Annotated in this window: 19 protein-coding genes and 1 pseudogene; 8 read left to right on the plus strand and 12 right to left on the minus strand. The window is 70.0% G+C overall.

Annotated elements, in window-relative coordinates:
* Window positions 1–93 precede the first annotated feature (93 nt).
* Window positions 94–2,169, minus strand: coding sequence for an ATP-binding domain-containing protein (locus A6F73_RS36025; RefSeq protein WP_063352806.1), 2,076 nt, complete (start codon window positions 2,167–2,169; stop codon window positions 94–96).
* A gap of 312 nt (window positions 2,170–2,481) precedes the next feature.
* Between A6F73_RS36025 and A6F73_RS43735 the strand changes: the two are divergent.
* Both A6F73_RS43735 and A6F73_RS36030 read left to right on the plus strand, forming a co-directional pair.
* A pseudogene (locus tag A6F73_RS43735) lies at window positions 2,482–2,687 on the plus strand (SDR family oxidoreductase); the annotation flags it as partial.
* A gap of 146 nt (window positions 2,688–2,833) precedes the next feature.
* Window positions 2,834–3,406, plus strand: coding sequence for a dihydrofolate reductase family protein (locus A6F73_RS36030; protein ID WP_063352528.1), 573 nt, complete (start codon window positions 2,834–2,836; stop codon window positions 3,404–3,406).
* Window positions 3,407–3,506: 100 nt separating this feature from the next.
* Here A6F73_RS36030 and A6F73_RS36035 read toward each other — a convergent pair whose 3' ends face one another.
* From A6F73_RS36035 to A6F73_RS36050, 4 genes are all read right to left on the minus strand, one after another.
* The gene (locus tag A6F73_RS36035) at window positions 3,507–4,148 is read right to left on the minus strand and encodes a hypothetical protein (RefSeq protein WP_063352529.1); all 642 of its coding nucleotides are present in this window, start codon (window positions 4,146–4,148) and stop codon (window positions 3,507–3,509) included.
* A 62-nt stretch (window positions 4,149–4,210) separates the two neighbouring features.
* Entirely contained in the window at window positions 4,211–6,016 is a 1,806-nt protein-coding gene (locus A6F73_RS36040; RefSeq protein ID WP_244293827.1) for an ABC transporter ATP-binding protein, read from the minus strand.
* Between the two features lie 232 nt (window positions 6,017–6,248).
* A complete protein-coding gene (locus tag A6F73_RS36045) occupies window positions 6,249–6,473 on the minus strand; it encodes a hypothetical protein (protein ID WP_063352531.1) in 225 nt (74 codons plus the stop codon).
* Between the two features lie 404 nt (window positions 6,474–6,877).
* On the minus strand, window positions 6,878–7,285 hold the full coding sequence (locus A6F73_RS36050) for a hypothetical protein (protein WP_063352532.1): 408 nt from the start codon (window positions 7,283–7,285) through the stop codon (window positions 6,878–6,880).
* A gap of 168 nt (window positions 7,286–7,453) precedes the next feature.
* Between A6F73_RS36050 and sigJ the strand changes: the two genes are divergently transcribed.
* Window positions 7,454–8,443 carry an RNA polymerase sigma factor SigJ gene (gene sigJ / locus A6F73_RS36055; protein WP_063352533.1) on the plus strand — a complete coding sequence of 330 codons (990 nt, stop codon included), beginning with the start codon at window positions 7,454–7,456 and terminating at the stop codon, window positions 8,441–8,443.
* Window positions 8,444–8,686: 243 nt separating this feature from the next.
* Here sigJ and A6F73_RS36060 read toward each other — a convergent pair whose 3' ends face one another.
* A complete protein-coding gene (locus A6F73_RS36060) occupies window positions 8,687–9,892 on the minus strand; it encodes an RNA-guided endonuclease TnpB family protein (protein ID WP_063352807.1) in 1,206 nt (401 codons plus the stop codon).
* A 485-nt stretch (window positions 9,893–10,377) separates the two neighbouring features.
* Here A6F73_RS36060 and A6F73_RS36065 point away from each other — a divergent pair, with 485 nt between their 5' ends.
* Window positions 10,378–10,680, plus strand: a complete 303-nt coding sequence (locus A6F73_RS36065) for a hypothetical protein (RefSeq protein ID WP_063352534.1) — start codon at window positions 10,378–10,380, stop codon at window positions 10,678–10,680.
* Window positions 10,681–10,795: 115 nt separating this feature from the next.
* Here A6F73_RS36065 and A6F73_RS36070 read toward each other — a convergent pair whose 3' ends face one another.
* The 3 genes from A6F73_RS36070 to A6F73_RS36080 form a co-directional block, all read right to left on the minus strand.
* Window positions 10,796–12,082 carry a ParB N-terminal domain-containing protein gene (locus A6F73_RS36070; protein WP_159398720.1) on the minus strand — a complete coding sequence of 429 codons (1,287 nt, stop codon included), beginning with the start codon at window positions 12,080–12,082 and terminating at the stop codon, window positions 10,796–10,798.
* Window positions 12,082–12,720: a ParA family protein gene (locus tag A6F73_RS43740; RefSeq protein WP_279634975.1), complete on the minus strand. Its 639-nt coding sequence runs from the start codon at window positions 12,718–12,720 to the stop codon at window positions 12,082–12,084. Before A6F73_RS43740 ends, A6F73_RS36070 begins: the two co-directional genes overlap by 1 nt.
* A gap of 499 nt (window positions 12,721–13,219) precedes the next feature.
* The gene (locus tag A6F73_RS36080) at window positions 13,220–14,218 is read right to left on the minus strand and encodes an alpha/beta hydrolase (protein ID WP_063352536.1); all 999 of its coding nucleotides are present in this window, start codon (window positions 14,216–14,218) and stop codon (window positions 13,220–13,222) included.
* A 226-nt stretch (window positions 14,219–14,444) separates the two neighbouring features.
* On the opposite strand from A6F73_RS36080, the gene A6F73_RS36085 reads away from it, so the two are divergent.
* Window positions 14,445–15,056 carry a TetR/AcrR family transcriptional regulator gene (locus A6F73_RS36085; RefSeq protein ID WP_063352809.1) on the plus strand — a complete coding sequence of 204 codons (612 nt, stop codon included), beginning with the start codon at window positions 14,445–14,447 and terminating at the stop codon, window positions 15,054–15,056.
* A gap of 132 nt (window positions 15,057–15,188) precedes the next feature.
* Complete coding sequence (locus A6F73_RS36090; RefSeq protein WP_063352537.1) at window positions 15,189–15,584, plus strand: hypothetical protein; 396 nt, start codon at window positions 15,189–15,191, stop codon at window positions 15,582–15,584.
* 290 nt (window positions 15,585–15,874) lie between these two features.
* Here A6F73_RS36090 and A6F73_RS43745 read toward each other — a convergent pair whose 3' ends face one another.
* Window positions 15,875–16,498, minus strand: coding sequence for a peptidase M4 family protein (locus A6F73_RS43745; protein WP_079136556.1), 624 nt, complete (start codon window positions 16,496–16,498; stop codon window positions 15,875–15,877).
* Between the two features lie 775 nt (window positions 16,499–17,273).
* Here A6F73_RS43745 and A6F73_RS36100 point away from each other — a divergent pair.
* Both A6F73_RS36100 and A6F73_RS36105 read left to right on the plus strand, forming a co-directional pair.
* Window positions 17,274–17,867 carry a helix-turn-helix domain-containing protein gene (locus A6F73_RS36100; RefSeq protein ID WP_063352539.1) on the plus strand — a complete coding sequence of 198 codons (594 nt, stop codon included), beginning with the start codon at window positions 17,274–17,276 and terminating at the stop codon, window positions 17,865–17,867.
* 79 nt (window positions 17,868–17,946) lie between these two features.
* Window positions 17,947–19,239, plus strand: coding sequence for an MFS transporter (locus tag A6F73_RS36105; RefSeq protein WP_063352810.1), 1,293 nt, complete (start codon window positions 17,947–17,949; stop codon window positions 19,237–19,239).
* Between the two features lie 403 nt (window positions 19,240–19,642).
* Here the strand turns inward: A6F73_RS36105 and A6F73_RS36110 are convergent, their stop codons facing one another.
* Both A6F73_RS36110 and A6F73_RS43750 read right to left on the minus strand, forming a co-directional pair.
* On the minus strand, window positions 19,643–19,990 hold the full coding sequence (locus A6F73_RS36110; RefSeq protein ID WP_063352540.1) for a hypothetical protein: 348 nt from the start codon (window positions 19,988–19,990) through the stop codon (window positions 19,643–19,645).
* 2,305 nt (window positions 19,991–22,295) lie between these two features.
* A complete protein-coding gene (locus A6F73_RS43750) occupies window positions 22,296–22,799 on the minus strand; it encodes a hypothetical protein (protein ID WP_244293828.1) in 504 nt (167 codons plus the stop codon).
* Window positions 22,800–23,267: the final 468 nt, after the last annotated feature.

The raw sequence follows: 23,267 nt of genomic DNA on the forward strand, positions 1-23,267 counted from the left end.
CCCCCGGCCGGCACCTCACCGTCTACCGAGCCGAACCCGCCCCCGCCCCCGCCCCCGCTCCCGCTCCCGCTCCCGCTCCCGCTCCCGCCCGGCCTACCCCGCGGTCCTGATCACGCACAGGCGGCGGGTGGCACGGGTGAGGGCGACGTACAGGTCGCGTTCGCCGGCCGGGCGGGCGGCGGTGATCTGGTCGGGGTCGACGACGAGGACGGCGTCGAACTCCAGGCCGCGCGCCTCGGAGGCGGGGACGAGGCGGACGTGTCCGGGCAGGCCGGCGGCCTCCAGCTCCGGAAGGCGGGCGTCTGCGCAGACCACGGCGAGGAGGTCGCCGGGGTGGGCGGCCGTCTGGGCGCGCAGTTCGGCCAGGACGGCGGCGGCGAGGCCGTGGGCCGGGGCGGTGAGGGTGCGCGGGGGTTCGCCGTGGCGGATGGCGCGGGCGTGGGCCTGGCCGGGGGCGATGCGGGCGAGCAGGTCGGTGGTGGTGGCGAGGATCTCCTGCGTGGTGCGGTAGCTGACGGTCAGGGTGTGCAGGTCGAAGCGGCTCCCGGTGTGCGGGTGGAGGGCCTCGTGCCAGTCGCGGGCCTGGGCGGCGGGGCCGGCCTGGGCGAAGTCGCCGACGACGGTCATCGAGCGGGTGGGGCAGCGGCGCAGCACGGCGCGCCACTGCATCGCGGTGAGTTCCTGGGCCTCGTCGACGACGACGTGGCCCCAACTGCGCTGCGGGGGGCCGTCGAGCAGGGCGGCGGCCTCGTCCAGCAGCGGAAGGTCGGCGTCGGTCCACGGGGCGTCGGGGGCGCGCAGCAGGCGGGCGCGCTGGTCGTCGGAGAGGTGGGGCAGGTGGGCGGCGAGGGCGGCGGGGTCGGTGAGCAGGGCGCGGACGGCGTCGTGCGGGGTGAGGGCGGGCCAGTGGGTGTCGAGGACGCGGTCGAGGTGCGGGTCGTCCAGCAGGGCCGCGCGGACGGCCCCGGCGTCGAAGGTGCCGTCGGTTCCCGCGGTGCCGCCAGCACCCGCGGCATCGTCGCTACCCACGGCCTCGTGGGCACGTGAGCCGTCGAGACCGAGCCGGCGCAGGTCGGCGGCGGCGACGCGGTCGAGGTTGAGGCCGGTGAGCTGGGCGACCTCGGCGTCGAGCTGGTCGAGGGTGTCGGCGGTGTCGCGTTCGAGGGCGCGGGTGAGGGCGTCGGCCAGCAGGTCCTTGAACAGGTCGCGGGCGCGGTTATGGGCGAGGCCGTCGGCGGTGGCGGCGCGGGCGGCGACGGCGAGGTCGGACTGCGGCAGGTGCACCTCCTCCTGGCCGACCCGTATGGTCAGGCCGTCCGCCGCCGGGGCCTGGTGGGCGCGGACCACGGCGGCCAGGGCGTCGGCGAGAGCGGAGTCACCCTTGAGGCGGGCGGTCTGCGGCTCCTCGGGCGCCGCCGGGCCGGGGGTGGCGGGGGCGAGGTCGGCGCAGGTCGCCAGGGCGACGTCGTTCTCGCCGAGCGAGGGCAGCACCTGACAGATGTAGTCCAGGAAGCGGGCGTTGGGGCCCAGCACGAGGACGCCGCGTTCGGCGGCACGCGGGAAGGCGTACAGCACGTACGCGGCGCGGTGCAGGGCCACCACCGTCTTTCCGGTGCCGGGGCCGCCCTGCACCACCGTCACCCCCCGGTGGCGGGAGCGGACGATCGCGTCCTGCTCGGCCTGGAGGGTGGCGACCGCCGCGCCCATGCGTCCGGTGCGCCGGGCCGACAGGGCCTCCAGCAGCGGGCCGTCGCCGATCACGTCCTCGCGGGTGGGGTCGGAGCCGTCCAGCAGTTCGTCGCTGACGGCGGCGACGGTGCGGCCGTCCAGACGCAGGTGGCGCCGGCGCCGCAGGCCCATCGGGTGGACGGGCGTGGCCTCGTAGAAGGGCCTGGCGGCCTCGGCCCGCCAGTCCACCAGCAGCGGCAGTTCGTCCGTCTCGGTGTGCAGGCCCAGGCGCCCGATCCGCAGCGCGGTGCCGTCGGCGGTGTCGAGGCGGCCGAACACCAGCCCGTGGCCGGCGCCTTCCAGGCGGCGTACCTCCCCGGCCCACCGCGCGGCCGCCACGTCCCGCTCGTACACGGCCCCGGCGCCGTCGGCGGGCGCGGCGAGGGTACGGGCCAGTTCGGCGCGCGCCTGCTCCAGGCGCCGGTCGTACTCGGCGCACACAGCCCCCACCTGCACGTTTTCCGCCTGCACCTGGCACTCGGCACGGTCATCGCTGTACGGCACGACGGGCCTCCTCTCGGGTTCGGGCCGTCACTATGCGGGGGCGGGCGGGGGAAAGTAAAAGTTGACGAACGCGCCGCCGTTGCGCCCTCGGCGCCTCACTTCCCCAACTCTCAACCCACACAACACATCTGACGTAACGTCAAAAAGTCACGCACGGGTGGCCGCTGAGCACGTCGGGGCCGCAGGGTGAGCGGCTGGCGACGGCGTACGACGGAACCGGCACGCCATAGGCCGCCCCTATAGCGCCTAGCGACGCGCGAGCAGTGGGCGCGCCTGGACGCGGGGCCGGGCCAGGACACCACCACTCCCCCGCTGGGGCGCGACGGCCAACCCGACGACATCGCCGACGCGGCGCTGTTCCTCCTGTCCGGCCGGGCGAGTTGGCCGGCTGATTGGCTGGCTGGCTGACGGGGAGCAATCTCGTCGTGGACGGCGGCGAATTCCCCAGGGGCTGACGGCAACGCACCGCGGCCCCGGCTGGTGGCCTGGTTCGACCGGCCCGGCTACCTTGATCACATCGGCGGCCGGCAGCAGGGCGTCCGATGCCGACCAGGTCGGCAGACCCGGAAGAATCCAGATCCGAGACACCGAGGAACCAGAGATGCGCACCCTGATCAGCACCGCCTTCATCTCGCTCGACGGCGTTGTGGAAGGCCCGGGCGGGGAGCCCGGCTACCGGAACTCCGGCTGGACCTTCAAGGACATCGACTTCCTTCCCGAGGCCTTCGAGATCAAGGGGCGGGAGCAGCAGGAGGCCACCGCGATGCTGCTGGGCCGGGTCAGCTACGAGGCCTTCAGCTCGGTGTGGCCCGACATGGCGGACTTCGCCGACTACAAGGTGATGCCGAAGTACGTCGTCTCCACCACCCTCACCGAGGACGACCTGGTGTCGAACTGGGGCGAGACCACGATCCTGCGCTCACTCGACGAGGTTGCCGCACTGAAGCGGACCGAGGGCGGCCCGATCATCGTGCACGGCAGTGCGACCCTGAACCAGGCCCTCTCCGACGCCGGTCTGGTCGACCGCTACCACCTGCTCGTCTTCCCGCTCCTGCTCGGCGCGGGCAAGCGCCTGTTCAGCACCACCGACAAGGACACCCAGAAGCTGACGCTCGTCGAGCACGAGGTCTACCCCAACGGTCTGCAGAAGCAGGTCTTCGACGTCGTCCGCTGACGTTCCCCGCAGACCCGGAAAGCCCCCGCGCCGACCACCGCGCGGCGCCGGCCCCGCCGCAGGGGCCACGTCCCGCCGTTGCGAGCCGCCGGCGCGGGGGCTACAGGTCCGCGAGCCAGGGATGCCCGGGGTGGACGCAGGCGAGCAGCTCGGCCAGGGTCTCGCGCTGCGCCGGGGTCATCAGCGGGACGGTCGTGTCGAAGTCCGCCTGGTCCTTCCGACGGAGGTGCTTGGCCTTGAACAGCAGGACCAGCTCGGGCGCCAGGTACGGGATGCCATCTGCCGTGTGGCGGATGATCTCGCTGTAGGGAAAGCGGATCCTCTCATCGCGCCGGCAGATCCAGACGTCGCCGTCGTGCGGTTCGCGGAACACATCGAGCAGGTAGTCACCGGTGGCCGGATCGCGCAGCCAGGTCTGATGGGTGGCGGCCAGCACCCCCGGTGCGGCGTCCTCCCAGATCCGGCCGCTGCCCACCGCGTCGAAGACGTACCCGGGGAAGCGGCTGCGGACCTCGGGAAAGCTCGCGGCCGGAATCGCGATCTCGATGTCCCCGTGCGCACGCGCCTGCCCGCCCCGGAAGAGGTCCAACGCCCACCCCGCAGCCACACACCACGGCGTGCCGACCCCCGCCAACCGCCGCGCGACCTCCTCCGGCGTCCAGCACGACGACCACCTGTCGTCGAGGGCCGCGACCTCGTCGGCCGACAGCTCGATCCCACCGCCGGGCAGTTGCTCACTCACCCCAGGAATCTACCAACAGCCCTGCAGGGCCGTGGCCGAGATCGGTACGCCCGGGCGACGACTCAGGGGACGGCCTCCACGGACTCGCCCGGCGGGTGGTGCAACCGGTGCAGGCCCGCGTAGACGGAGCTGCGGAGGAGGAGCTCGGTGTGGGTGCCGTGGGCGACGATCCGGCCCTGGTCGAGCAGGACGATCTGGTCGGCGTCGCGAACGGTCAGCAGGTTGTGCGAAATGATGATCGTCGTGCGATCGGCCATGAGCAGGCGCAGCGGGCCCATGATCCGTTGGCTCGACTCCGCGTCCAGGGCCGTGGTGGGCTCGTCGAGGATGAGGACGGGGGCGTCCCGGACCATCGCGCGGGCGATCGCGAGGCGCTGGCGCTGGCCGCCGGAGAGCAGCCGGCCGCGCTGGCCGACCAGGGTGTCGTAGCCGTCCGGGAGCCGGGTGATGAACTCGTGGGCGTCCGCCGCCCGGGCCGCCGCCAAGATCTCGGCCTCACTCGCCTCGGGGCGCCCGTAGGCGATGTTCTCCCGGACGGTGCCGTGGAAGACCAGGGTCTCCTGGAGCACCACCGCGACGTTCTCGCGCAGGTCGGTGAGGGCGAGGTCTCGCAGGTCGAGGCCGTCGAGCCGTACCGCGCCGTCGTCCGGGTCGTAGAAGCGCAGCAGCAACTTGGCGACGGTGGACTTGCCCGCGCCGCTGGCGCCGACCAGGGCCAGCGTCGCCCCCGGTGCCACCTCGAAGGACACCCCCGACAGCGCGGGCGCCTCCACCTCCGGGTAACGGAAGGTGACGTCGTCGAACTCGATGCCTCCCCGGGCGCGACCGAGCGACCGGGGGGTGACGGGATCGGTCACCTGTGGACGCTGGTCGAGCAGTTCGATGATCCGCTCGGCGGCGGCGGAGGCCGCGTAGAAGGTGTTGCCGAGTCCGGACATGCTCTGGATCGGGCCGTAGAGCCTGCTCAGCAGGGTGAGGAAGACGATGAGGCCACCGAAGGTGAGCCGGCCGTGCACGAGTTCCCAGGCCCCGAGGCCCATGACCACCAGGCCGCCGAGCAGTTCGACGAAGTCGACCGCCGGCCCGTAGAGCGCTCCGATCCTGGTCGAGGCCATCGCCGCGTGGTACCGGCCGACGCTCTCGCGCTGGAATCGGGCGTGCTCCCAGCCCTGGCGGTTGTACGCCTGGACGAGCGCGATGTTGCCGAGCGTCTCCTCGGCGACCGCGCTGATCGAGCCGCTGCGCTGGCGGCGTTCGCGCGAGGCCGCCCGGATCAGCTTGGCGAAGCGGCGGGCGGTGAGGAAGAACAGCGGCGCGGCGACCAACGCGACCAGGGTCAGCTCCCAGCGCAGCACCAGCAGCAGGCCGACGTAGATGCCGAGCCTCGCCACCTGGCCGAGCGCGTTGACGATGCCGGAGAGCAGGAAGGTCTCGACCGCGTCCACGTCGCCGGTCACCCGGGACAGCACGTCGCCGAGCCGCCGGCGCTCGAAAAAGCCCAGTGACAGGCCCTGGATGTGCCGGAACACGTCCGACCGCAGGATGAGCAGGAAGCGTTCGCTGACCCAGGTGGAGATCACCCGGCGGGCGAAGCCCAGGACTCCGGAGAGCAGGGTCAGCCCCACATAGGCGAGGGCGATCGGCAGGAACAGGTCCAGCCGGTGCGGAATGAGCATGTCGTCGATGACAATCTTGAACAGCCAGATCTCCATCGCCTCGATCGCCGGGCCCACCGCGACCAGGGCCAGCAGCACCACCAGCCATCGGCGGCCGCCCTTGGTGTAAGGCCAGAACCGCCGGAAGATCGCCTGGAGCGGGACCGGCGGTGCCGCGGCGACCACATCGGAGGTCTCGGCGACCGTGAGCAAGCGTCGCAGAGCCGACCGAAGCCTGTGTTTCCTCGTCATCTCACGGTCTTCTCGCTCGTCCCCGAGCCCAGATCACTCCCGGATTGAGAGGAACTCCCGATCAAAGAGACCCTGCTCCGGGAATGGAAGATCTCCACACGCACTGCCGGCGCGGGGCCGCATGGGGTCGCTCCCGGCCGACACGGCAAAGCCGGGCACACGTGCCCGGCCCGCTCTCACAGGGAAGCGATCCTTACCACCGGCCTCCGTAGCCTCCGTAGCCGCCGCGGTCGCCTCCGTAGCCGCCGTAGCCGCCACGGTCGCCACCGAAGTCGCCGCCGAAGTCGTCGTAGCCGCCGTAGCCGCCGTAGCCGCCACCGTCGCCACCGAAGTCGCCGCCGTAGTCGCCACCGCGACCACCGCCGCCCCAGTCGTCACGGAACCGCCCGAAGGACTGGAACTGTCCGAGGAATGACATGATCAACCTTCTTTCGAAGTCCCCCTCGGTCCATCGTCATCCTCACCTCCGCAATGCACAAGCATCGATTGTGCAAAATGTGAAAATTTGATGACTTTTCCGGATTGTCCAACTCGACGGGCGCACGCTTCGACTTCCCGGTCAAGAATCCCCCAAGAAACCGTGCGTGACGAGCCGCCACCGAATCTGCCGATTTCAGGATGAACCATTGCTCCCGAGCAATCATTCACCTCAGGTAGTAGCCATTCAGCTACGGCCGATCATCCAGTCGTGGCGGCAGCGGATCGCTGACGGTACGGCTCGGGGATCTGCCCGTCGACCGGCACGGCATGGCGGGCGCGACGCTGCGAGGTATGGCTCGTGGGCGAGAACGGCCGGATAGGGCCCTCGAAACTCGGCGGGCGTCACGGGGTGCGTCGCAGCGGGTCGGCACCAGAGGCGCCGGGCAACGCCTGTCGCAGCGCCAGCACGCTCAGGCTGAACATCAGGACGCCCAGGGGGACGTGGAACGCCGGCTTGTGCGCGACGCCGAGGACCACCTGCACCGAGGCGAGTGCGAGGAAGCACGCCGCGTACAGGATGGGGCGGGGAGACCCGCCGCCCGGCCGCCATGCCAGGATCGCGGCGAGCATGTACAACATCGACGCGCCGTACATCACGCGCGCTCCGACGCTGTGCAGCACCTCGCCGTGGGCCGAGGACAACAGCAGTCCGGCGGTGACCGCCTGGAAGAGGATCGCCAAGGTCTGCACGGCGATCGCGACGCGCAGGAACGTGATTCCGCCCGGTGCTGTCGTCGTCTGTACGGCCATGATGTGGTCCCGTCTCTTCTGCCTCGCGGCGGCGGATCGGTAGGGTCTCGGCAGTCCGACGACGCAGGCCCGTGAAATGTGAGGTGCGGTGCCGACCTCACAGTCCGGCGCCGGGTTTCGTCGAAGGGGCGAGAGCAGAAGCGGACGACGAAGAACCAGGGAGCGACCATGAGCACCCCATCCGAGTCAGCGCACGACCGGTCCGAGCCGGACCTGAGCACGATCGTCGGCGAGCGGCGCCAGCTCATCAATCTCGCCTACCGGCTCCTCGGTTCGCTGTCCGAGGCCGAGGACGCCGTACAGGAGACCTACACCCGCTGGTACGCGATGTCGCGGGAGCAGCAGGTGGCCGTCGCGTCACCCGGCGCATGGCTGACGACGGTGGCCAGTCGCGTCTGCCTGGACGTGCTCGGCTCGGCGCGGGTCCGGCGCGAGCGCTACGTCGGTGCCTGGATACCCGAACCGCTGCCCGACCCTTCGGAGTGGATCGGCGGGCTGGCGGGCACCGGCAGGTCCGAGCCGGCCGACCCCGCCGATCGGATCACCTTGGACGAGTCGGTGAGCATGGCCTTCCTCGTCGTACTGGAGTCGATGACGCCGGCCGAACGCGTCGCGTTCGTCCTGCACGACGTCTTCCGCTACCCCTTCGCCGAGGTCGCCGAGATCGTCGACCGGACGCCCGCGGCGTGCCGGCAGCTGGCATCCTCGGGCCGTCGCCGCATCCGCGCCGCACGGCCTCCGGCAGCTCCACCGGCTCTACCGGCTCCGGCGGCCGTGCAGGCTTCACCGGCCGCCCAGGCCGTTCTGGTACGGCACTTCAAGGACGCCTGGGAGTCCAAGGACATCGAGGCCCTCATCGCCCTCCTCGACCCCGACGCCACGATGACCGCCGACGGCGGCGGCCTGGTCGGCGCTGTCCTGCGCCCGCTCGAAGGCGGCAGGAGCATCGCCCAGTACCTGATCCACATCGCCGGCAAAGCCCCCGGCCTGACGCTCCTGGAACGGACGGTCAACGGCCGCCCCGGCCTGGTCGCCCAGCACTCCGGCGTCACCGTGACCGTCGCCGCGTTCGAGACCAGCGGCGATCACGTCACCCGCGTCTGGGCCGTCCGCAACCCGGAAAAGCTCCGCGCATGGACCGGGAACGAACAGACCTGACCCGACACACCGCGGCAGGGCACCTCAGTCGACGCAGCGTCAAATCACCTTCCCCACGCGAACTTTCGGGCGGCCGGAACCGCTCTCCGTCACCACCCGAGTCCGCAACGAGGCCTCCTCCGGGAGCACCGGGGTGGGCTATGGTCGGTCCCATGCTGACGGAGTGGGCCTGGATAGCAGCCAAGCTGTTGACATCCTCCCTGCCCTAAAGGACGGGGATTCCTAGCTCACTTCGCCTGGCCGTCAGCGACGGGCAGGGCTTACAAGATCAGCACTAGCCGGGTCGAGACCAGCCCGGACGAGCATCACCCGGGCGGAGTTCTTGTCCCTGGGAGAGGAGACTCCGCACGCGGTGCACGTATACGTTCTCTCGGAAAGCGGAAGACGGTGCTTGGCTCTCGCACCGCAGTGCGCGCAGTCCATGGTGGTGTGCGCGGGGTCGACCAGGTGCACGGACCTGCCGTGCTTGCGGCCCATCTCGATCAGGGCGCGCTTGGTCGCCCCGATCGCGGCGTCGGCGGCCTTCCCGGCCATGGTGGTCCTGGCGAGGAACTTCGGCCGGAAGTCCTCGACGGCTATCGCGTCGTGGTCGCGGACGACCTGCTTGGCCCACTTGCGGCCGGTGTCCTGCCGCTGCCGGGCCACCTTCCTGGAGACCTTCGCGGCCTGCCGCCGGGCCTCGCGGTAGCCCTTCGTCTGCGCCTTCCCCTTCGGGGCCCGGCGGCGCGCCATCTGCCGCTGGTACTTCGCCAGACGCTGGGCGGCCGTCCTGCCGTGCTCCGCGTGCGGGAGGTCATGCGCGTCGGACGTGGTGGTGGCGGTCTCCCTCACGCCCCAGTCGATCCCGATGACCGCACCGGTCTGCGGCAGCGGCCGGACCTCGGCGGCCACGACGAACGAGGCGTACCAGTGCCCGACCGCGTCCTGGTACACGCGCACACTCGACGGGACACACGGCAGGTCACGCGACCACACCACCGTCAGCACGATGCCGCCCGCGAGGTGCAGCCGGCCCTCCTTGAGCCGGAACCCGCGCTGCGTGTAGTTCAGCGACGGCCGGGAGTCCTTGAGTCTCTTGTGCCGGGGCATCCCGGCGCGCTGCTTGACCGGCAGCTTCGCCTTGACGTCCTTGAGCGCCTTGGCACGGGACCTGGCGAAGTCGCGGATGGTCTGCTGCTGCGGAACGGACGCGCCCTCGCGCAGCCAGCTCATCGACTGCCGCGCCCCGGTCAGCATCTTGTCGAGCTGTGCGGGGCCGCACGTGGTCTTCTCCGCGGCGGTCGCCTTGTTGTGCTTGTGGACCTTGCGGGACATCGCCACGGATTCGTTCCACACCCAGCGGCACTTCCCCCACTCCGCTTCGAGCAGTGCGAGGGCGGTGGCCGACACACGGAGCCGGTAGGCGTACCGGGCGTACCCGGCCTCACCGGCCGTCGCTGTCGTCATCATGAGCCGCAACCTAACAGCCCCCACCGACAACAGCAGAAAGCACAGGTCAGAACAGATGCGCAGAGAACTCCGCCGCTTCACGGCTCCGGGCCGAGGACCCATTCCTCCCCGGCCTGAAGGCCGGAGCCTCCTGGGAGAAATCAGGTGACGGCTCCCGAGACGAAGATCAAGGTCGTCGACTACGGACACCGGCCGTTCGGAAAGTACGCCGAGGCACGTCGCAACCTCCTGGAGCGCCTTGAGGATGAGAAGTCCTGCCAGGACTTCAAGGACGCCGCGCGCCTCCTGCGGGCGAACCGGAAGGCGACCAGTGTGGTGCACAGCCCGCTCATCTGGCTGATCCACGATCTCCCCGCAGGGGAAGACAGCAAGAGAGCGAGCTACCAGCTCATCAAGAGGCTTGAACCGAGCCTGACCGAGCAACTCCTGCCCGCCTGGCGACCTCACAGGTCAGCCAGCACGCCCGCCTGGGCGTTGCTCTGCGGGTGCTCAGCGTCGAAGAGGTCTGCGTTCTGCTGCGCTGCAAGCCGCAGAAGGCGAGAGCCCATACGGAGATCTGGCTGTCCGGGCGACTCCAGATGCGCACCCAGCACGTTGCCCGCCGCGCGGTGTGCCGCAGCCACCGGGACGCCTCCTGCACCGCCTGCCGCGGCGGTGCCCAGTGGGAGTGGGAAGAGCCGTTCCTGGCGAGCGACCTCGTACAGCACCTGCTGTCGTACCGCATGAGGTGTTATCTCCCGTACGACAGGACGCCCGTGCCGCCCGGGACGTACGAAGCCGGACTGTGAGCGGCACCGTTCGGACGGCCGAAGAAGCCCACGCCTCCCTCCCGCAGGCACCGGCGGGGGAAGCCGATCCGGTGCCCGCCCCGTGCGAACGACGGGGCGGGCACCGGAGGACGCGTCAGCTGTTGGTCGTCAGCAGACGGTTGGCCAGGGCGTCGGCGAGGCGGTAGGCCTCGTCGGCCGAGAGGGTGCGGCAGATGGCGTCGGCGAGTTCCTCGACGTCGTGCCAGTCGACATCACCGAGTTCCGCGGACGACGTGGCCGACGACTGCTCGGCCGGGGAGGCCTCGGCTCGCTGTTCCGGCATCGGGAGAGGCTCGGAATTTTCCGCGGAAAATCGCTCGGCGCTCGGAGCGGACTCCGTGCTCGAAGCAGACTCGGTGCCCGGAGCCGAAGCAGAGCTCTCACCCGCGCCGGAACTGGCGGGCTTCGACCGGGTAGCCGAGGCCGACGGTTCCGCCGGCGACGGATCCGCCGGCGACGGCGTGACCGTGGCCGTGGACGCAGCCGCAGTCACAGCCGCGGTCGCGGTCGCGCTCTCCGCAGGCCCACTCGCGGATGCGACGGGTCGCTGCGGCGCGGGCTGAGGAGTCGCCGCGACGGCGTCGGCCTGAGCCGCCGCCGCCCGGGCTCCCAGCTTCGCCGCCCGCTTCGCCGCGACGGCGTCGGCGTCGGCCTGGAGCAGCTGCTCCAGCTGCTCCGTCTGCTCGGCCAGGGACATCGCCTCGATGCCCTTGACCGATCCCAGACGGCGGGCGACGTTGATGGAGACGCCCTCCTCGCCCCGCGCCTTGGCCCGCACCTGCCGCTGCAGCTCGGGGTGGAGCTTCAGCAGGTTCTTGCGGTGCGAGATCCAGCTCTGGGACCAGCCCTCCGCCTCGGCGGCCTCCTTGGCGGTGGCGTACTGCGCCACGATGAGCAGGACCGCGTTGGCCTCCTCGATCGGGTCGAAGTCCTTGCGCGCCATGTTCTCGTCGAGCGCCGCGCGCAGCAGGGTCGCCTTGGAGTCCGCCACCGAGTCGTCGACGACGACGAGCAGCTGCTCGCGCCCGTACAGCGCGGCAGCGGCCCGGCGCCGGTTGCCGTTGACGATGACCACGTCCTGCGGGCCCGCAGCGAGCAGGCCCTCGTCCTCCGGCCAGAGCCGGAGGTACGCGTCCGGGGTGACGGCGAGGCAGCTCTGCAGCTGGCGGTCCTTGATGCTTGCCAGGTCCGACAGGTCACCCAGGTCGTCGCGCGGGTTGCGCGGGTTGGGGAGGCAGTTGGCGGTGGGAACCCACCGGGCCGGAGAGTCCGGCCCCGTGGGGACCCACCGGGCCGGAGTCTCCTGGTTGCTGACCACCCCGGGGGCGTCGACGACCGGGTCGGCCGCCATCGAGGCGAAGGAAACACGACGGCCGGCCATCAGCGACCCCCGTATCCGAGCTCGAGGGACAGCCGGAAGAAGTCCTCGCGGGCCCGGTAGGCGGTGCCGCTCTCCTTGTACTGGGTGACGACCGTTCCCTCGGCCACCGCCCGGGAGTGGATCTTGTAACGCCGCAGGACCGTCTTGGCCCGCGGCCACCCCTTCGCGGCGATGTACGCCTCGGTGTCCTCCAGGTCGGCGCGGCCGTCCCGGGGGTCCCAGTTGTTGATGACGACCCGGAAGGGGATGTCCATCGGCTCGATGACCTTCTGGATCGTCCGCGCCGTCGGGTCGAAGCACAACGGCTCGGTGATCATCGGGACCAGGACGTCATCCGCTATCTCCAGAGCACTGCGCAGGATCTCCTCATCGGCCAGGGTGCCCGGCGTGTCGATGAAGATGTGCTCGTACTCGTCCTTCTCGCCGAGGACGTCGAAGGTGCACGCCGCGAGGTTCACCGTGGTCGTGGTCTTGCCGACGCCGCCCTTCTGGTTGGCGATGACGTGGACCTTGGCACCGGTGTTCTTGAGGTGGAGCAGCTGATCGGCCTGGTCGTGCGCCGCCATGAAATCGAAGGGCAGGTTGTCCCCCACCCGCTCCGCCCAGACGACGGCCGATCCCTGAGGGTCAGTGGACACGACAAGTACAGATGGCTTCATGATGTTCCGTTCTCTCCGTGGGCTTCCCGGGCCGCTTGCCCGGTACTGCGGATGCCCGCCGATCAAAGCCGGTGACGGCGGACTGGAACAGCATTCCAGATGATCAGGCCTGATGCCGACACGACCCGCGTGTCATGAAGCACAATGTCCGTTTCTCTGAGCCCCTGATTTCCGAGAACCCCCGGATATCCCCGACGACCCGGCCCCGAATCCCGCCATCGCGAGAGGGCATGACGCACGGGCAGCGGCATAGGGACGGCACCGCTACCGGGACGCATTCGCCTTCACCGGCCGCCCCGAACAGCCGTGCGCCCACACGCAGCCCTGGTGCATGGAACACCTCCCTGCCGTTTCCTGACAGTTCAACAGATCACCGCAGTTCGCTATATCCGGCGGTGTGAGCCCTGATCAAGAAACGGCAAAGGCATCACTGCTCCGCGCAGGCCAGAAAGAAGCCTCTCCCCCGCCAGCACGGGGGTCAGTCACAGGCCGGGGTGGTGGGGCCGACGCGTGCCGTGGGGGCGTCCTCTGCGCCCTCCCCGTCCCGGTACGGGGCCAGGAACGCGGTCAGGGCGGCCAGCATCGCCTGTGGGGCCTCCTCGGCCGGATAGTGGCCGCAGTCGGGGAGGACGAGGCCCTGCACGTCGTCGGCGGCGAGCTCCATCGTCTCGCCGACGGAGGCGCCGAGGTTCTCCGCTCCTCCGATCGCCAGGACGGGCAGGGTCAGCCGTCGAGTCCTGCGCTCCTGGTTCTGAGCGATGGTCGTGTCGAGTGCGCGGTAGAACTCGAAGCTGGCCCGCAGGGCTTCCGGGTCGGCGGCGAGGGTGTCGACGTAGTGCTGGACGGCGTAGTCGGGCAGTGCCTTCGCGGACTTCGTGGCGAACTGGTGGCCGAAGTAGAGGTGTTCGCGCCCGCTGACCAACTTTTCGTTGACGTCGGCGAGGCGGTTGAAGGCGAAGTGCCAGAGGCGGTCGTTGACTTCCCGGCTGCCGAGGAGGGGCGGTGCGGGGGACAACCCCGGGATCGCGGCCTCGGCGACGGCCAGGCGGTCGAGCCGGTCGGGGTGGTCGGCAGCCAGGGCGTAACCGGTCCACATCCCGACGTCGTGGCCGACCAGGGCGAACCGCCGGTGCCCGAGCGCATCCATCAGCACCACCAGGTCGCGGGCGAGCGTGCCGGTGTCGTACCCGCCCAGGGGTTTGTCGGACAGTCCGACGCCGCGCGGGTCGACCGCGACGACCTGGAAGTCCTGTGCCAGCGCCGGCATCAGGAGGCGCCAGGCGTACCACGTCTGGGGCCAGCCGGCGACTAGCAGCAGCGCAGGCCCTTCGCCGCCGGTGACGGCGTGCAGGCGCAGTTCGCCGGTGTCGACGTAGCGGCTGGTGAAGGTGTCGGTGAAGCCGGCCGGGAGGTTCGGCACCCGGGAGACGGAACCGCGGCCTTCGGGCGTGGGCGGGCGGGTCGGCGACAGACTCATGATCATCCTTCGGAGGCACAGGGTTGACGGGTTCGCCGAGACGGCGGGAACCGCCCGGTTCGACTGGCGGCCGGCCGCCGGCAGGCCTTCGGGTCCGGGAACCGCCTGCCTGCACGCTAGCCATCTTGGACTGATCAGTCAAAGATGAACTGACCGATCGGTCCAAGATGCGGGTAGGCTCGCCACAGAGACGTGGGACAGCAGAGAAGCAGGAGAGGTGCACGCCGTGTCCGGCCGGAAGCAGTTCGATATCAGCGCGGCACTGGACCAGGCCATGCAGGTGTTCTGGCAGCGCGGGTACGCCGACGCCTCACTCGATGCCCTCGGTTCGGCCACCGGCCTGGGCCGCGGCTCCCTCTACGGCGCCTTCGGCAACAAGGACGCCCTCTTCGGCCAGTGCCTCGACCGCTACGCGTCCATCTACGGCACGCAGTACGAGCAGGCGCTCGCGGCGCACCCCGGTGATCCGGTGCGCGCGGTCGAGGCGTTCTTCGGCGTCGTCCTGGACCGCATCGCTGACCCGTCGGTCCCCGCCGGGTGCCTCATCGCCCAGTCCGCCGCACAGTCGTCGACGCTGAAGGAGGAGAACAACGCGCAGGTGCGCCGTCTGCTCGACGCGCAGCGCCAACGGGTGCGCACAGCACTGGCGGACTCCTCGGCCGACCCCCGGACGCTCGACGAACTCGCCGTATTCGTCGTCGCCGTCACCCAGTCGCTGGCCGTACTGAGCCGGGCAGGCACCCCCGACGCCGAACTGCGCTCCGTGGCCCGGCTCGCCTGCACGACGGTGGCCGACACCCTCGCCCGGTCGGCGCCCGAGGACCTCGCCCGCGGCTGACCAGCGCGCAGGACGAATGCAACACCCCCCACCATCGACTTCCCGACGCTACGACGGCCCGGTCACGGGCCCGGCCGCGCGGCAAACACGGCGTCGAACTGACCGAGCTCTACCGGGCATTGGAGAAGCACCATGCACCCCTGCGCAGCGCCTGAGGCCCGGACGAGGCGGGCGTTGTGGGCGGCGTGGGCGGCCCCGGTGCTGGTCAACGTCACGCTGGGGTTCGCCGCCATGGTCCCGCTGATGTTCACGCTGGTGTTCTTCCTCAACTACCCCCTGGTCTGGCTCGGGCTCGGGCAGCGCGAACCCACCGAGAACGACGGCCCGATGGTGTGGGTGGTGGCCGGCGTCGTCGTCTGGACGGTCTTCGGCCTGCTGTGGTGGCTGGTCAACCTCGGGCTCCGCAGCCTGACCGGCCTACGGGGCCGGCGTTACTGGTGGGTGAGTGCCGGGCTGCTCCTGGTACCCACGATCGTCTTCTCCCCGTTGCCCGCCGGCCCCTGGACCGTGCTGCGCTGGCTGACCTGACCGGCCCGTCCCCGGCCACTCCCCCAACCGCACCGGTACCCGACCCCGTATCCGTGCCGCAGCCGACGGCCTTGCAGGACTTCCTCAACTGGCGGGGCGTCCAAGGGCCGTGGTCCTGGCCCGCCGCCACCCGCCCTGCGGGCTGACTCGATCGCTCTCGAAGCCACCGGGGGGACCCCGGCCGAGGGAAACTCAGCGGCGCGACGGAGGGCACCGAACGGCTCTGCGCGTTCGGCCAGCGGGGCCCTGTGCTGTGGGCCCCGCCGGACGACCTGTTAGTGAGGAAGGGGTCAGAGGACGCCGACCGACTTCCAGGCGTTGTTGACGGCGTCCAGTTCGGTCCCAGTGCCGTAGAGGTCCTCGGCGATGGTCGCGGTCAGCTTGGCGAAGTCGGCGAACGTGGCGTCGGCGGCGAGCTTGCCGCCGGTCGCGGCGTCGTACCAGATCCGGCCGGCCTTCTCCCAGGCGTTTCCGCCGATGGCGGTGGCCGTGAGGTAGAAGGCGTGGTTGGGGATGCCCGAGTTGATGTGCACCCCACCGTTGTCCTGCTGGGTCTCGATGTAGCCGCCCATGTGGGCCTGCTGGGGGTCCTTGCCCAGCCGGGGATCGTCGTAGGCGGTGCCGGGTGCGGCCAGCGAGCGCAGCGCCTTGGCCTTGAGACCAGGGGAGAGCATTCCGGCGCCGAGGAGCCAGTCGGCCCGGTCGGCGCTCTGGCCGAGCGAGTACTGCTTGACGAGGGAGGCGAAGACGTCGCTGATGGACTCGGAGAGCGCCCCGACTGACCGAAGTACATGAGCTGCGGGTTCAGGATCTGCCCGCTCACGCTGGCCGCGACGACGTCGAGGAGGTCGCGCGGACGCAGCTGGATGACCTCGCCGTCGCCGTCGCCGAGGACCAGCCGCCCGCCCTTCCAGAACACGTTGGCGAACTTGTCACCGTAGTGGACGGTCACCCGAAGTGGGCCGCCCTCGCCGTCGAGGGAGTTCCTGCCGTACGCGGTGAGGAAGAAGTCGAAGGTGGTGCCGAGCGCGTCGTAGACGCTGTTGACCAGTTCGTCCTTGCTCGCAGCCTCGCCCTCGGAGCGCACCAGGGCGCCCGGGAGGCTCTCTTTGTTCCTGGCGTCGTAGATCTCACGGCGGGGCACGGGCGTGTCTTATGCATCCATGCAATCCAGTATGATCACCGGCCATCCCGGCTGCGGCGCTTTCAGCAGTTCCGAGCCGTTTCCTGAGTATTCGTGACAGATGCTGGGGCTAACTGCCCCTGAGCGACAGGCTCGGCGATCCCACCCGGAGGTCCCGCCGGACGGACAGATCCCGCGCTGGGGGAGACGCTCTGTCATCAGGCCGATCGGATCATGCCCCGACACTTGATTTCCGAGATCTCCGACAGCGTCAGGCACCAACGCCCGGACGTCACCGCCGATGCCAGCAGCACGATCTGGACCAGGCCGTTGCCCGGCACCCACCCCCGCCCCGCCGTCGGCGCCGGCCGGATCGAGAGCGGCCGAGTCCAGGTCGCGCGGCGCTTCCACTGTGAGATCGCCGAACTGCGCGCGCCGACGGGGTGGTCGGCTGGCGACCGCCGAAGCGGGCCACGCGGTGGCGGCATCACCCCTCTGGGAAATCGCTCCTCCGAAGATCTGAAAACTTTATTGCGCAATTTTCCCTTCAGACCTACGGTCGGGACATGCAACCCGAGCGCGAGCCCGACCAGATCACCGACCTGTCCCGCTTGAAGGCGTTCACGAACCCGCTACGGATGCAGCTCTACCGGCTGCTGTACGCCGCAGGCACCGCGACCGCCTCCCAGCTCGCCGAACAGGTCGACGCGGCCCCGTCGCTGGTCAGCTACCACCTGCGCAAGCTGGCCGAACACGGTTTCGTGACCGCGGCGAGCGGCCGCAGTGCGGACGGCCGCGAACGGTGGTGGCAGGTGGCTTCCGAGGAGGGCTGGGGTTTTCAGGACTCGAACTTCGCGGGCACGCCCGAGGGAGCCGCCGCAGTCGGCGCGGTCACCCGCGGCATCGTCGAGACCCGGGCCTCCCAGTACCGCGCCTACCTGGACCAGGGCGCCGCCTGGGGCAAGGTATGGACGGACTCTGCGTTCAGCTCCGAGTGGATGCTCGACCTGACGCCGGCCGAACTCGCCGAGCTTAACGGCGAACTCGTGGCGCTGGGGCGACGCTGGCGGGAGCGCGGCAAGGCCGCCAAGGCAGCCGGCGACACCGAGGACCGCGAGCACGTGTCCGTGCACCTCTACGGCTTCCCCTTCCGCCCCTGACGCCTCCTCCTCTGTGCCCCTTCCGCCTCTTCCCGTCCCGCACCTGACACGGATGTGTCCCGACCTGCTGGAGCCCATCATGGCCACCGCGGAGACAGCACCACCCGAAACGGCCCCGCCCGAAACGGCCCCGCCCGAACGCGTCGGCATCCCGGCCTTCCGTGACGGCAACGTGCTGCGCTGGCTCGCCGCGTACACCGCCTCGCTCGTCGGCGACAGCGTGTACTTCGTCGCCCTCGGCTGGTCCGCCCAGAAGGCAGGCGGCCCGACCGAGGTGGGCCTCGTCATGGCCGCCGGGGCGCTCCCGCGGGCGCTGCTCATGCTCGGCGGGGGCGTGCTGGCCGACCGGACCGACCCCCGTCGGGTGATCCTCGGCAGCGACGCCCTGCGCTGCCTGCTCATCCTCGCGGTGGCCGCTGGCATCGCGCTGACCGCGCCGGTCCTGTGGGTCCTGGTCGCGGTGGCGCTCGTCTTCGGCGCCGTGGACGCGCTGTTCATCCCCGCCGTCGGGGCCCTCCCGCCGCGGATCACCGGCCCCGACCAGCTTGCCCGCGTCACCGGTCTGCGGTCCCTGTCGATGCGCCTCGGCCAGATCGCGGGCCCGCCGATCGGCGGCCTCGCCATGGGCCTCGGCGGTGCGGCCGCCGCCTTCGCCACCGCCGGCCTGCTCTTCGCCCTCTCCCTGCCGCTTCTGCTGACGGTACGAATACGTCCCCTCGGAACACGCGGCGAGGACGCTCCGCAACCCGGCAGCGCGCGCACCGATCTCCTCGACGGGCTGCGCTACATCCGCCGCCACCGCCTCATCGGCCCGCTCGTCGCCGCCGGAGCCGTCTGCGAACTCGGCCTCACCGGCACCCTCAACGTCGGCATGGTGCTGCTCAACGCCGAACGCGGCTGGGGGCCTTCCGGCTACGGGTGGATCGTCGGTTCCTTCGGCGCCGGAGCGGCGGTCAGCGCCGCGCTGCTCGCCGTCGTCGGGTGGCTGCCGCGCGCGGGCCTCGTGTTGGCCGCGACACTGCTCGTGGGCTGCACGGGAGCGGCCGCCATGGCACTGGTCCCGACCTTGTGGACCGCCGCGGTGCTGGCCGCAGTTGTCGGCTTGAGCCTGGGCGTCTCCGGCGCCCTGGACAACGCCCTCATCCAGGCCGCCGCGGACCCCGCCTATCTCGGCCGGGTCACCTCCGTCGTCATGCTCACCATGGTCGGTCTCGCGCCCCTGTGTTACCCGCTGGTCGGCGCCGCCATCGGCACCTGGGGCGCCGCACCGGTGTTCCTCGGCTGTGGCGCCGTCGCCGGCCTGGGCGCGGCCCTCGCCCTGGCCTCCGCCCCGGTCAGGCACGCCGAACTGCCCCGACGGCACCAGGTGTGACCGGCCGGGCAGCGACCCACTCACGTCACCTGCGGCGCCACTGACGGCACTGCCCTCCGGGCACCGTGGACGGCTTCGCGAAGGCCTCCGCTATCGGGAGCCATTCGTAGGCGACTTCCAGCCGACAGGCTCCGAACTTCTCGTGTAGGCAGCGGAGTTCGGCCGGCGTCCGGCACCGCACTCGCCACGGTCATGTCGCGTCCGATGACCAGACACCTGCAACTGGCTTTCACGGCGGGCCTCGTGCGGGATGTGATGACACACCGCATCGCGGGCTCTTCAACCAGGTAGTGGGCAACACCGAAGACCGGCCCGCCCAGTTCAGTTGTTGGGTTCCCGACGCCCGAGCGGGACTCTCACAAAGGGCTTGTCGTTCAACCGAGTTCCGTTCATTCGGCGAGATCTATCGTTCAACTACCCTGACACAAAAGCGAATTGGCGACCCGACTGGTTCGACGTGGTCGCGGTCGTCGTGGTGCAGCATCGCCTGGGTGACGGCATGGAGCCAGGTGGCAAGGCTCGGCCAGCCGGTGAAGTGGGCGGAGTCGTCGTGGGCGGCCCTTCCGAGGTGGTTGTGCCACAGGCCGGGCCCGACGTCGATGAAGTGCTCGTCGCCGTCGCGGCCGGCTAACGGGACCCACGGCGCTCCCCACCACGGGTCGTCCCGCTGGTCCGGATCATCGGTGCCCCAGATCCTCATCCGCATGGTGCGGATCTCGACGATCCCCTCCGTGGAGTACAGGGGCCGCACGGAAGGACAGCGATGTAGGCGTCGTCTCCGTCATGGCATAGCAGCGACGCGCGCAGATCAGCGGGGATCCCGAGCTCGTGCCGCTCCTCGGTGCGCCCGACGGCTTCGGGCGATGCGGGCGGGCGAAGCTCGGCCAGGCTGGCCGGTGCATTCTTCGCCAGCCAGGCGTCAATGAGCTTCCAGGACTCGGTCACCGACTCACAGAGTCCCGTGACACCTCGACAGCGGGAGTCATCCCCGCGCACCGGGCTCCTGTCCGCGCGAGGCGCCCGGCTCTGGTGGACGACGCTCCGCCACTCCCCCAGGCCGCGTCCCGCCCTCTCCCCCACATCCGGACTCGTCGGGTCGATCACCTGACACGTTGCGAAGTCTCGACCGTCGACGTGACTCACCTCGGCCACCGCGTCCGCACCACTCATCCGGACGACCGCCTCCTCTCTTGTGTGTGCGAACTAAATATCGAAGGGCTCGGGCGCTACCGGAAGGCTACGGGTCGACATGCCCAGCACCACGTCGTCCGAGAACAGCGCTGTATCGGGATTTGTTTATTAGGGGTCTTCTGATGTCTTTTGTGTTCAGGCCCTTGAACGTGAAGTGGCCTGCGGCATGCAAATCGCCTCTGACCGCTGAGGAGTCGGCTCCCGAGGCCTCGAAGAAGCCACTCGCGCTCACACCCACGCCGGACAGGTGCCGAACATCGCGCCCGCTTCTCCTTCCGCCGGAAACCCGTCCCCGGCTCCGCCACCTCCTGGCCAGCCAGCTCGACCTCAGGCGTACCGCAGCCCGCCGCGGCAGCTTGGCAAGTTGGACCTTCACCCTCTGCCCTTCCCCTCCGGTCCTCCGCCTCACGGTAGGCCAGGGTTCGTGGTAGCACCGAGATACCGGCCGTCGGCGCCATCGCCAGGCTGGCCACGGCTGCCGCCGCCGTCGGAAAGCCCGTCACGAGGCATCGCTTCAGTGGCTACGGCGATGACGAGCACTACTTCGCCGGGGAGCTGGCCTTCGCCGACGCGAATGCAATCCTCGCCATGCTGCGGGAGCTGTGCCCGCACCAAGCTGACGGAGCTGCCTGCCGGTGCAGATACGGAGTCTGGCGTACCGGCTCGTACCTCTGCCACGGCCGGGCGAGCCGGCACTGATGCGGAAGGCGACGCAGAGCCCTGTGGCTGCACTGCCCGGGTTGGGACGACATCGCGACGGGCCTGACCGAACGGGCCCACGTCCTGAAATCGAACCGACCCTCGACCTGGGCCACAGGCGGATCTAGGACACCGAGCCGATTTCGACCGTGCGCTCGACCTCGTTCCGGCGCTTGCACATCTCCTTGTCGAAGCCCGCAGGCCAATCTCCTCAGCTGCCTCGTCGCCGACGGTTGGCCCGCTGCTCCTGCTTCTCCGGAATGCTGTGCTTGAAACTGGCGCCTTCACAGGTAACGACAGTTGCGGCGGCAGTCGGGGGTGTGCGCGGATGACCATGTCGGGGCCCTTGACCCCAATGCGTTCGACGACCGGCATCAGCTGTGGCCCGCTGCCCCACTGGCCGGGTTCTCTCCGAGGTATGAGCCGTACGGTCGAGATCGGGAGGTGGCGGTCCTGTCCCGGTGAGCACTTCCGGGGCCATCGGTCCGGTCGGATACGAGCTGCTGGTTCGATCGTGAAGGCAGAGACGCCGTAGAGCAGGTCAACCGGCGGACGTAGAGATGGCGAACTCGACGCCGCCGTGGATGTCCAGAGCATCGCTTTGGCCGATGGCGCATCGGATTTTCCGCGGAAAATTCAGAGTCCCTCGACGAAGGCCCATGGATCGGCCGTCCCCGGCATCGTCCGTTGCCAGCCTCTTTCGTTGCCATTGCCGTGGGCACGATGGATGTCCGTCGAGAACTATGGCCGGCCTTCACGGAGAAGCTCGGAAGAGCCAGCCCGGACGGCATGGATCGGCGGCACGGAAGCCCCTTGATGAGCCGGAACCCGAACCCGAACCCGGGTCCGAGCCGTGGCTGTGCAGCACGTGAGCGTGCGCTTGCCAGTCGGCTGGTCCGGATGCTGATGCTGCTCCCCCATCGAAGCCCTCGAATTTTCTGCGGAAAATCCGTCGGCTGACTGCTAGACAGATCGGGCTCCGATTGGCGTGAGCGCTGTGTGCCGGTTCCCAGCAAGCGGCCCCCCACCCTCGCGACACAAGAATTGCCGACGGCTTCGACTCCCCTGCGGCCTCCTACGGGGGAGCGCCTATCACGGCAAGTCGGGGTGGTCCTCTCCCCCACTGAGGCACGCTGTGAAAGTGATCAAGCCGATCGCCTGATACGTCACAACCCCTGGATGACTTCGCCCAGGTCCGGACCGTAGGCGACCCAGCAGATGACTGAGCCGTCGGAGTCGAGCTCGCCCATGTACCAGTCGTCGTCCGCTCGCACGAGGCACAGGCCGTGGAGGGACAGGATGACGTCGGGTCGGAGTGAGACATAGTCCGCGCGGCCGTGCTCCTCGACCACGACCAGTCGTTCGAGGGTGAGCAAGGCGGCTTCAGGATCCTCTGATGCGGAGCGCACTCGCTCGATCGTCCAGCCGTCGGGCAGTCCATCGTTCACCGCCACATGATCGCAGCGGGGGCGTTTCGCAGCTACTCGGATATGGCGGCGATCAACGCGGTTGCCTCGTAGCGGACAGCCAACTCGTCGTACCCCGTCGCCGCCGCCGAGCTTCTTTCGGCTACGGATCTGGTAGGTCTTCTCCAGGATGGTGCGACGGATGCCGCGCCTGCACAGGTAGGCCGGTTCGCCGGAGTCGTAGAGCCTGTCGACGCGGGCCATGGCAGGACGCGTACCCAGTCATCCGCTACCGAGGCGAAGACCAACAGCGGCTCTGCCCCTGCCCGACCGCCGCCGAATTTTCTGCGGAAAATCACCGAGCCGCGACCCCCTGGCCCCGGACACAGCCATGCCGTCCAAAGCTCGCTGCGCGACGACTACCCATCTGCTTATGCCAAGCGCAGGAGCGCTCACCGCACAGGTTCTGGTAGGCGACGCCGATGGACACTGCCACGATGACGAACATTCATCGTGGGCCACACCCATCCAGTCCGAGGTAGACGCGCTGTTCCTCCATGCTGAATCAGTCACCTCAACAGCTCCCCCACACACGACTGAGCCCCCGTCACAGCTGCAGGCCAATGATGCGACTCGCAGGCCCGCCCCACACGGTCCGGCCGAGCAAGCCCACAGGATCGTTCGCCAGCCGGCCGGGTGCCAGTCCCTTCGGACTGCAGTGGACCGCGCTAC

The organism is Streptomyces sp. MJM8645 (assembly GCF_001625365.1).
Classification (GTDB): domain Bacteria; phylum Actinomycetota; class Actinomycetes; order Streptomycetales; family Streptomycetaceae; genus Kitasatospora.

Bases quoted from the DNA above. Each gene is read 5' to 3' on its own strand.
- A6F73_RS36080 (WP_063352536.1), bottom strand. From the start codon at position 14,218: ATGAGTCTGTCGCCGACCCGCCCGCCCACGCCCGAAGGCCGCGGTTCC.
- A6F73_RS36030 (WP_063352528.1), top strand. From the start codon at position 2,834: ATGCGCACCCTGATCAGCACCGCCTTCATCTCGCTCGACGGCGTTGTG.
- A6F73_RS36060 (WP_063352807.1), bottom strand. From the start codon at position 9,892: ATGATGACGACAGCGACGGCCGGTGAGGCCGGGTACGCCCGGTACGCC.
- A6F73_RS36100 (WP_063352539.1), top strand. From the start codon at position 17,274: ATGCAACCCGAGCGCGAGCCCGACCAGATCACCGACCTGTCCCGCTTG.
- A6F73_RS36105 (WP_063352810.1), top strand. From the start codon at position 17,947: ATGGCCACCGCGGAGACAGCACCACCCGAAACGGCCCCGCCCGAAACG.
- sigJ (WP_063352533.1), top strand. From the start codon at position 7,454: ATGAGCACCCCATCCGAGTCAGCGCACGACCGGTCCGAGCCGGACCTG.
- A6F73_RS43750 (WP_244293828.1), bottom strand. From the start codon at position 22,799: ATGGCCCGCGTCGACAGGCTCTACGACTCCGGCGAACCGGCCTACCTG.
- A6F73_RS36070 (WP_159398720.1), bottom strand. From the start codon at position 12,082: ATGGCCGGCCGTCGTGTTTCCTTCGCCTCGATGGCGGCCGACCCGGTC.
- A6F73_RS36045 (WP_063352531.1), bottom strand. From the start codon at position 6,473: ATGTCATTCCTCGGACAGTTCCAGTCCTTCGGGCGGTTCCGTGACGAC.
- A6F73_RS36090 (WP_063352537.1), top strand. From the start codon at position 15,189: ATGCACCCCTGCGCAGCGCCTGAGGCCCGGACGAGGCGGGCGTTGTGG.
- A6F73_RS36050 (WP_063352532.1), bottom strand. From the start codon at position 7,285: ATGGCCGTACAGACGACGACAGCACCGGGCGGAATCACGTTCCTGCGC.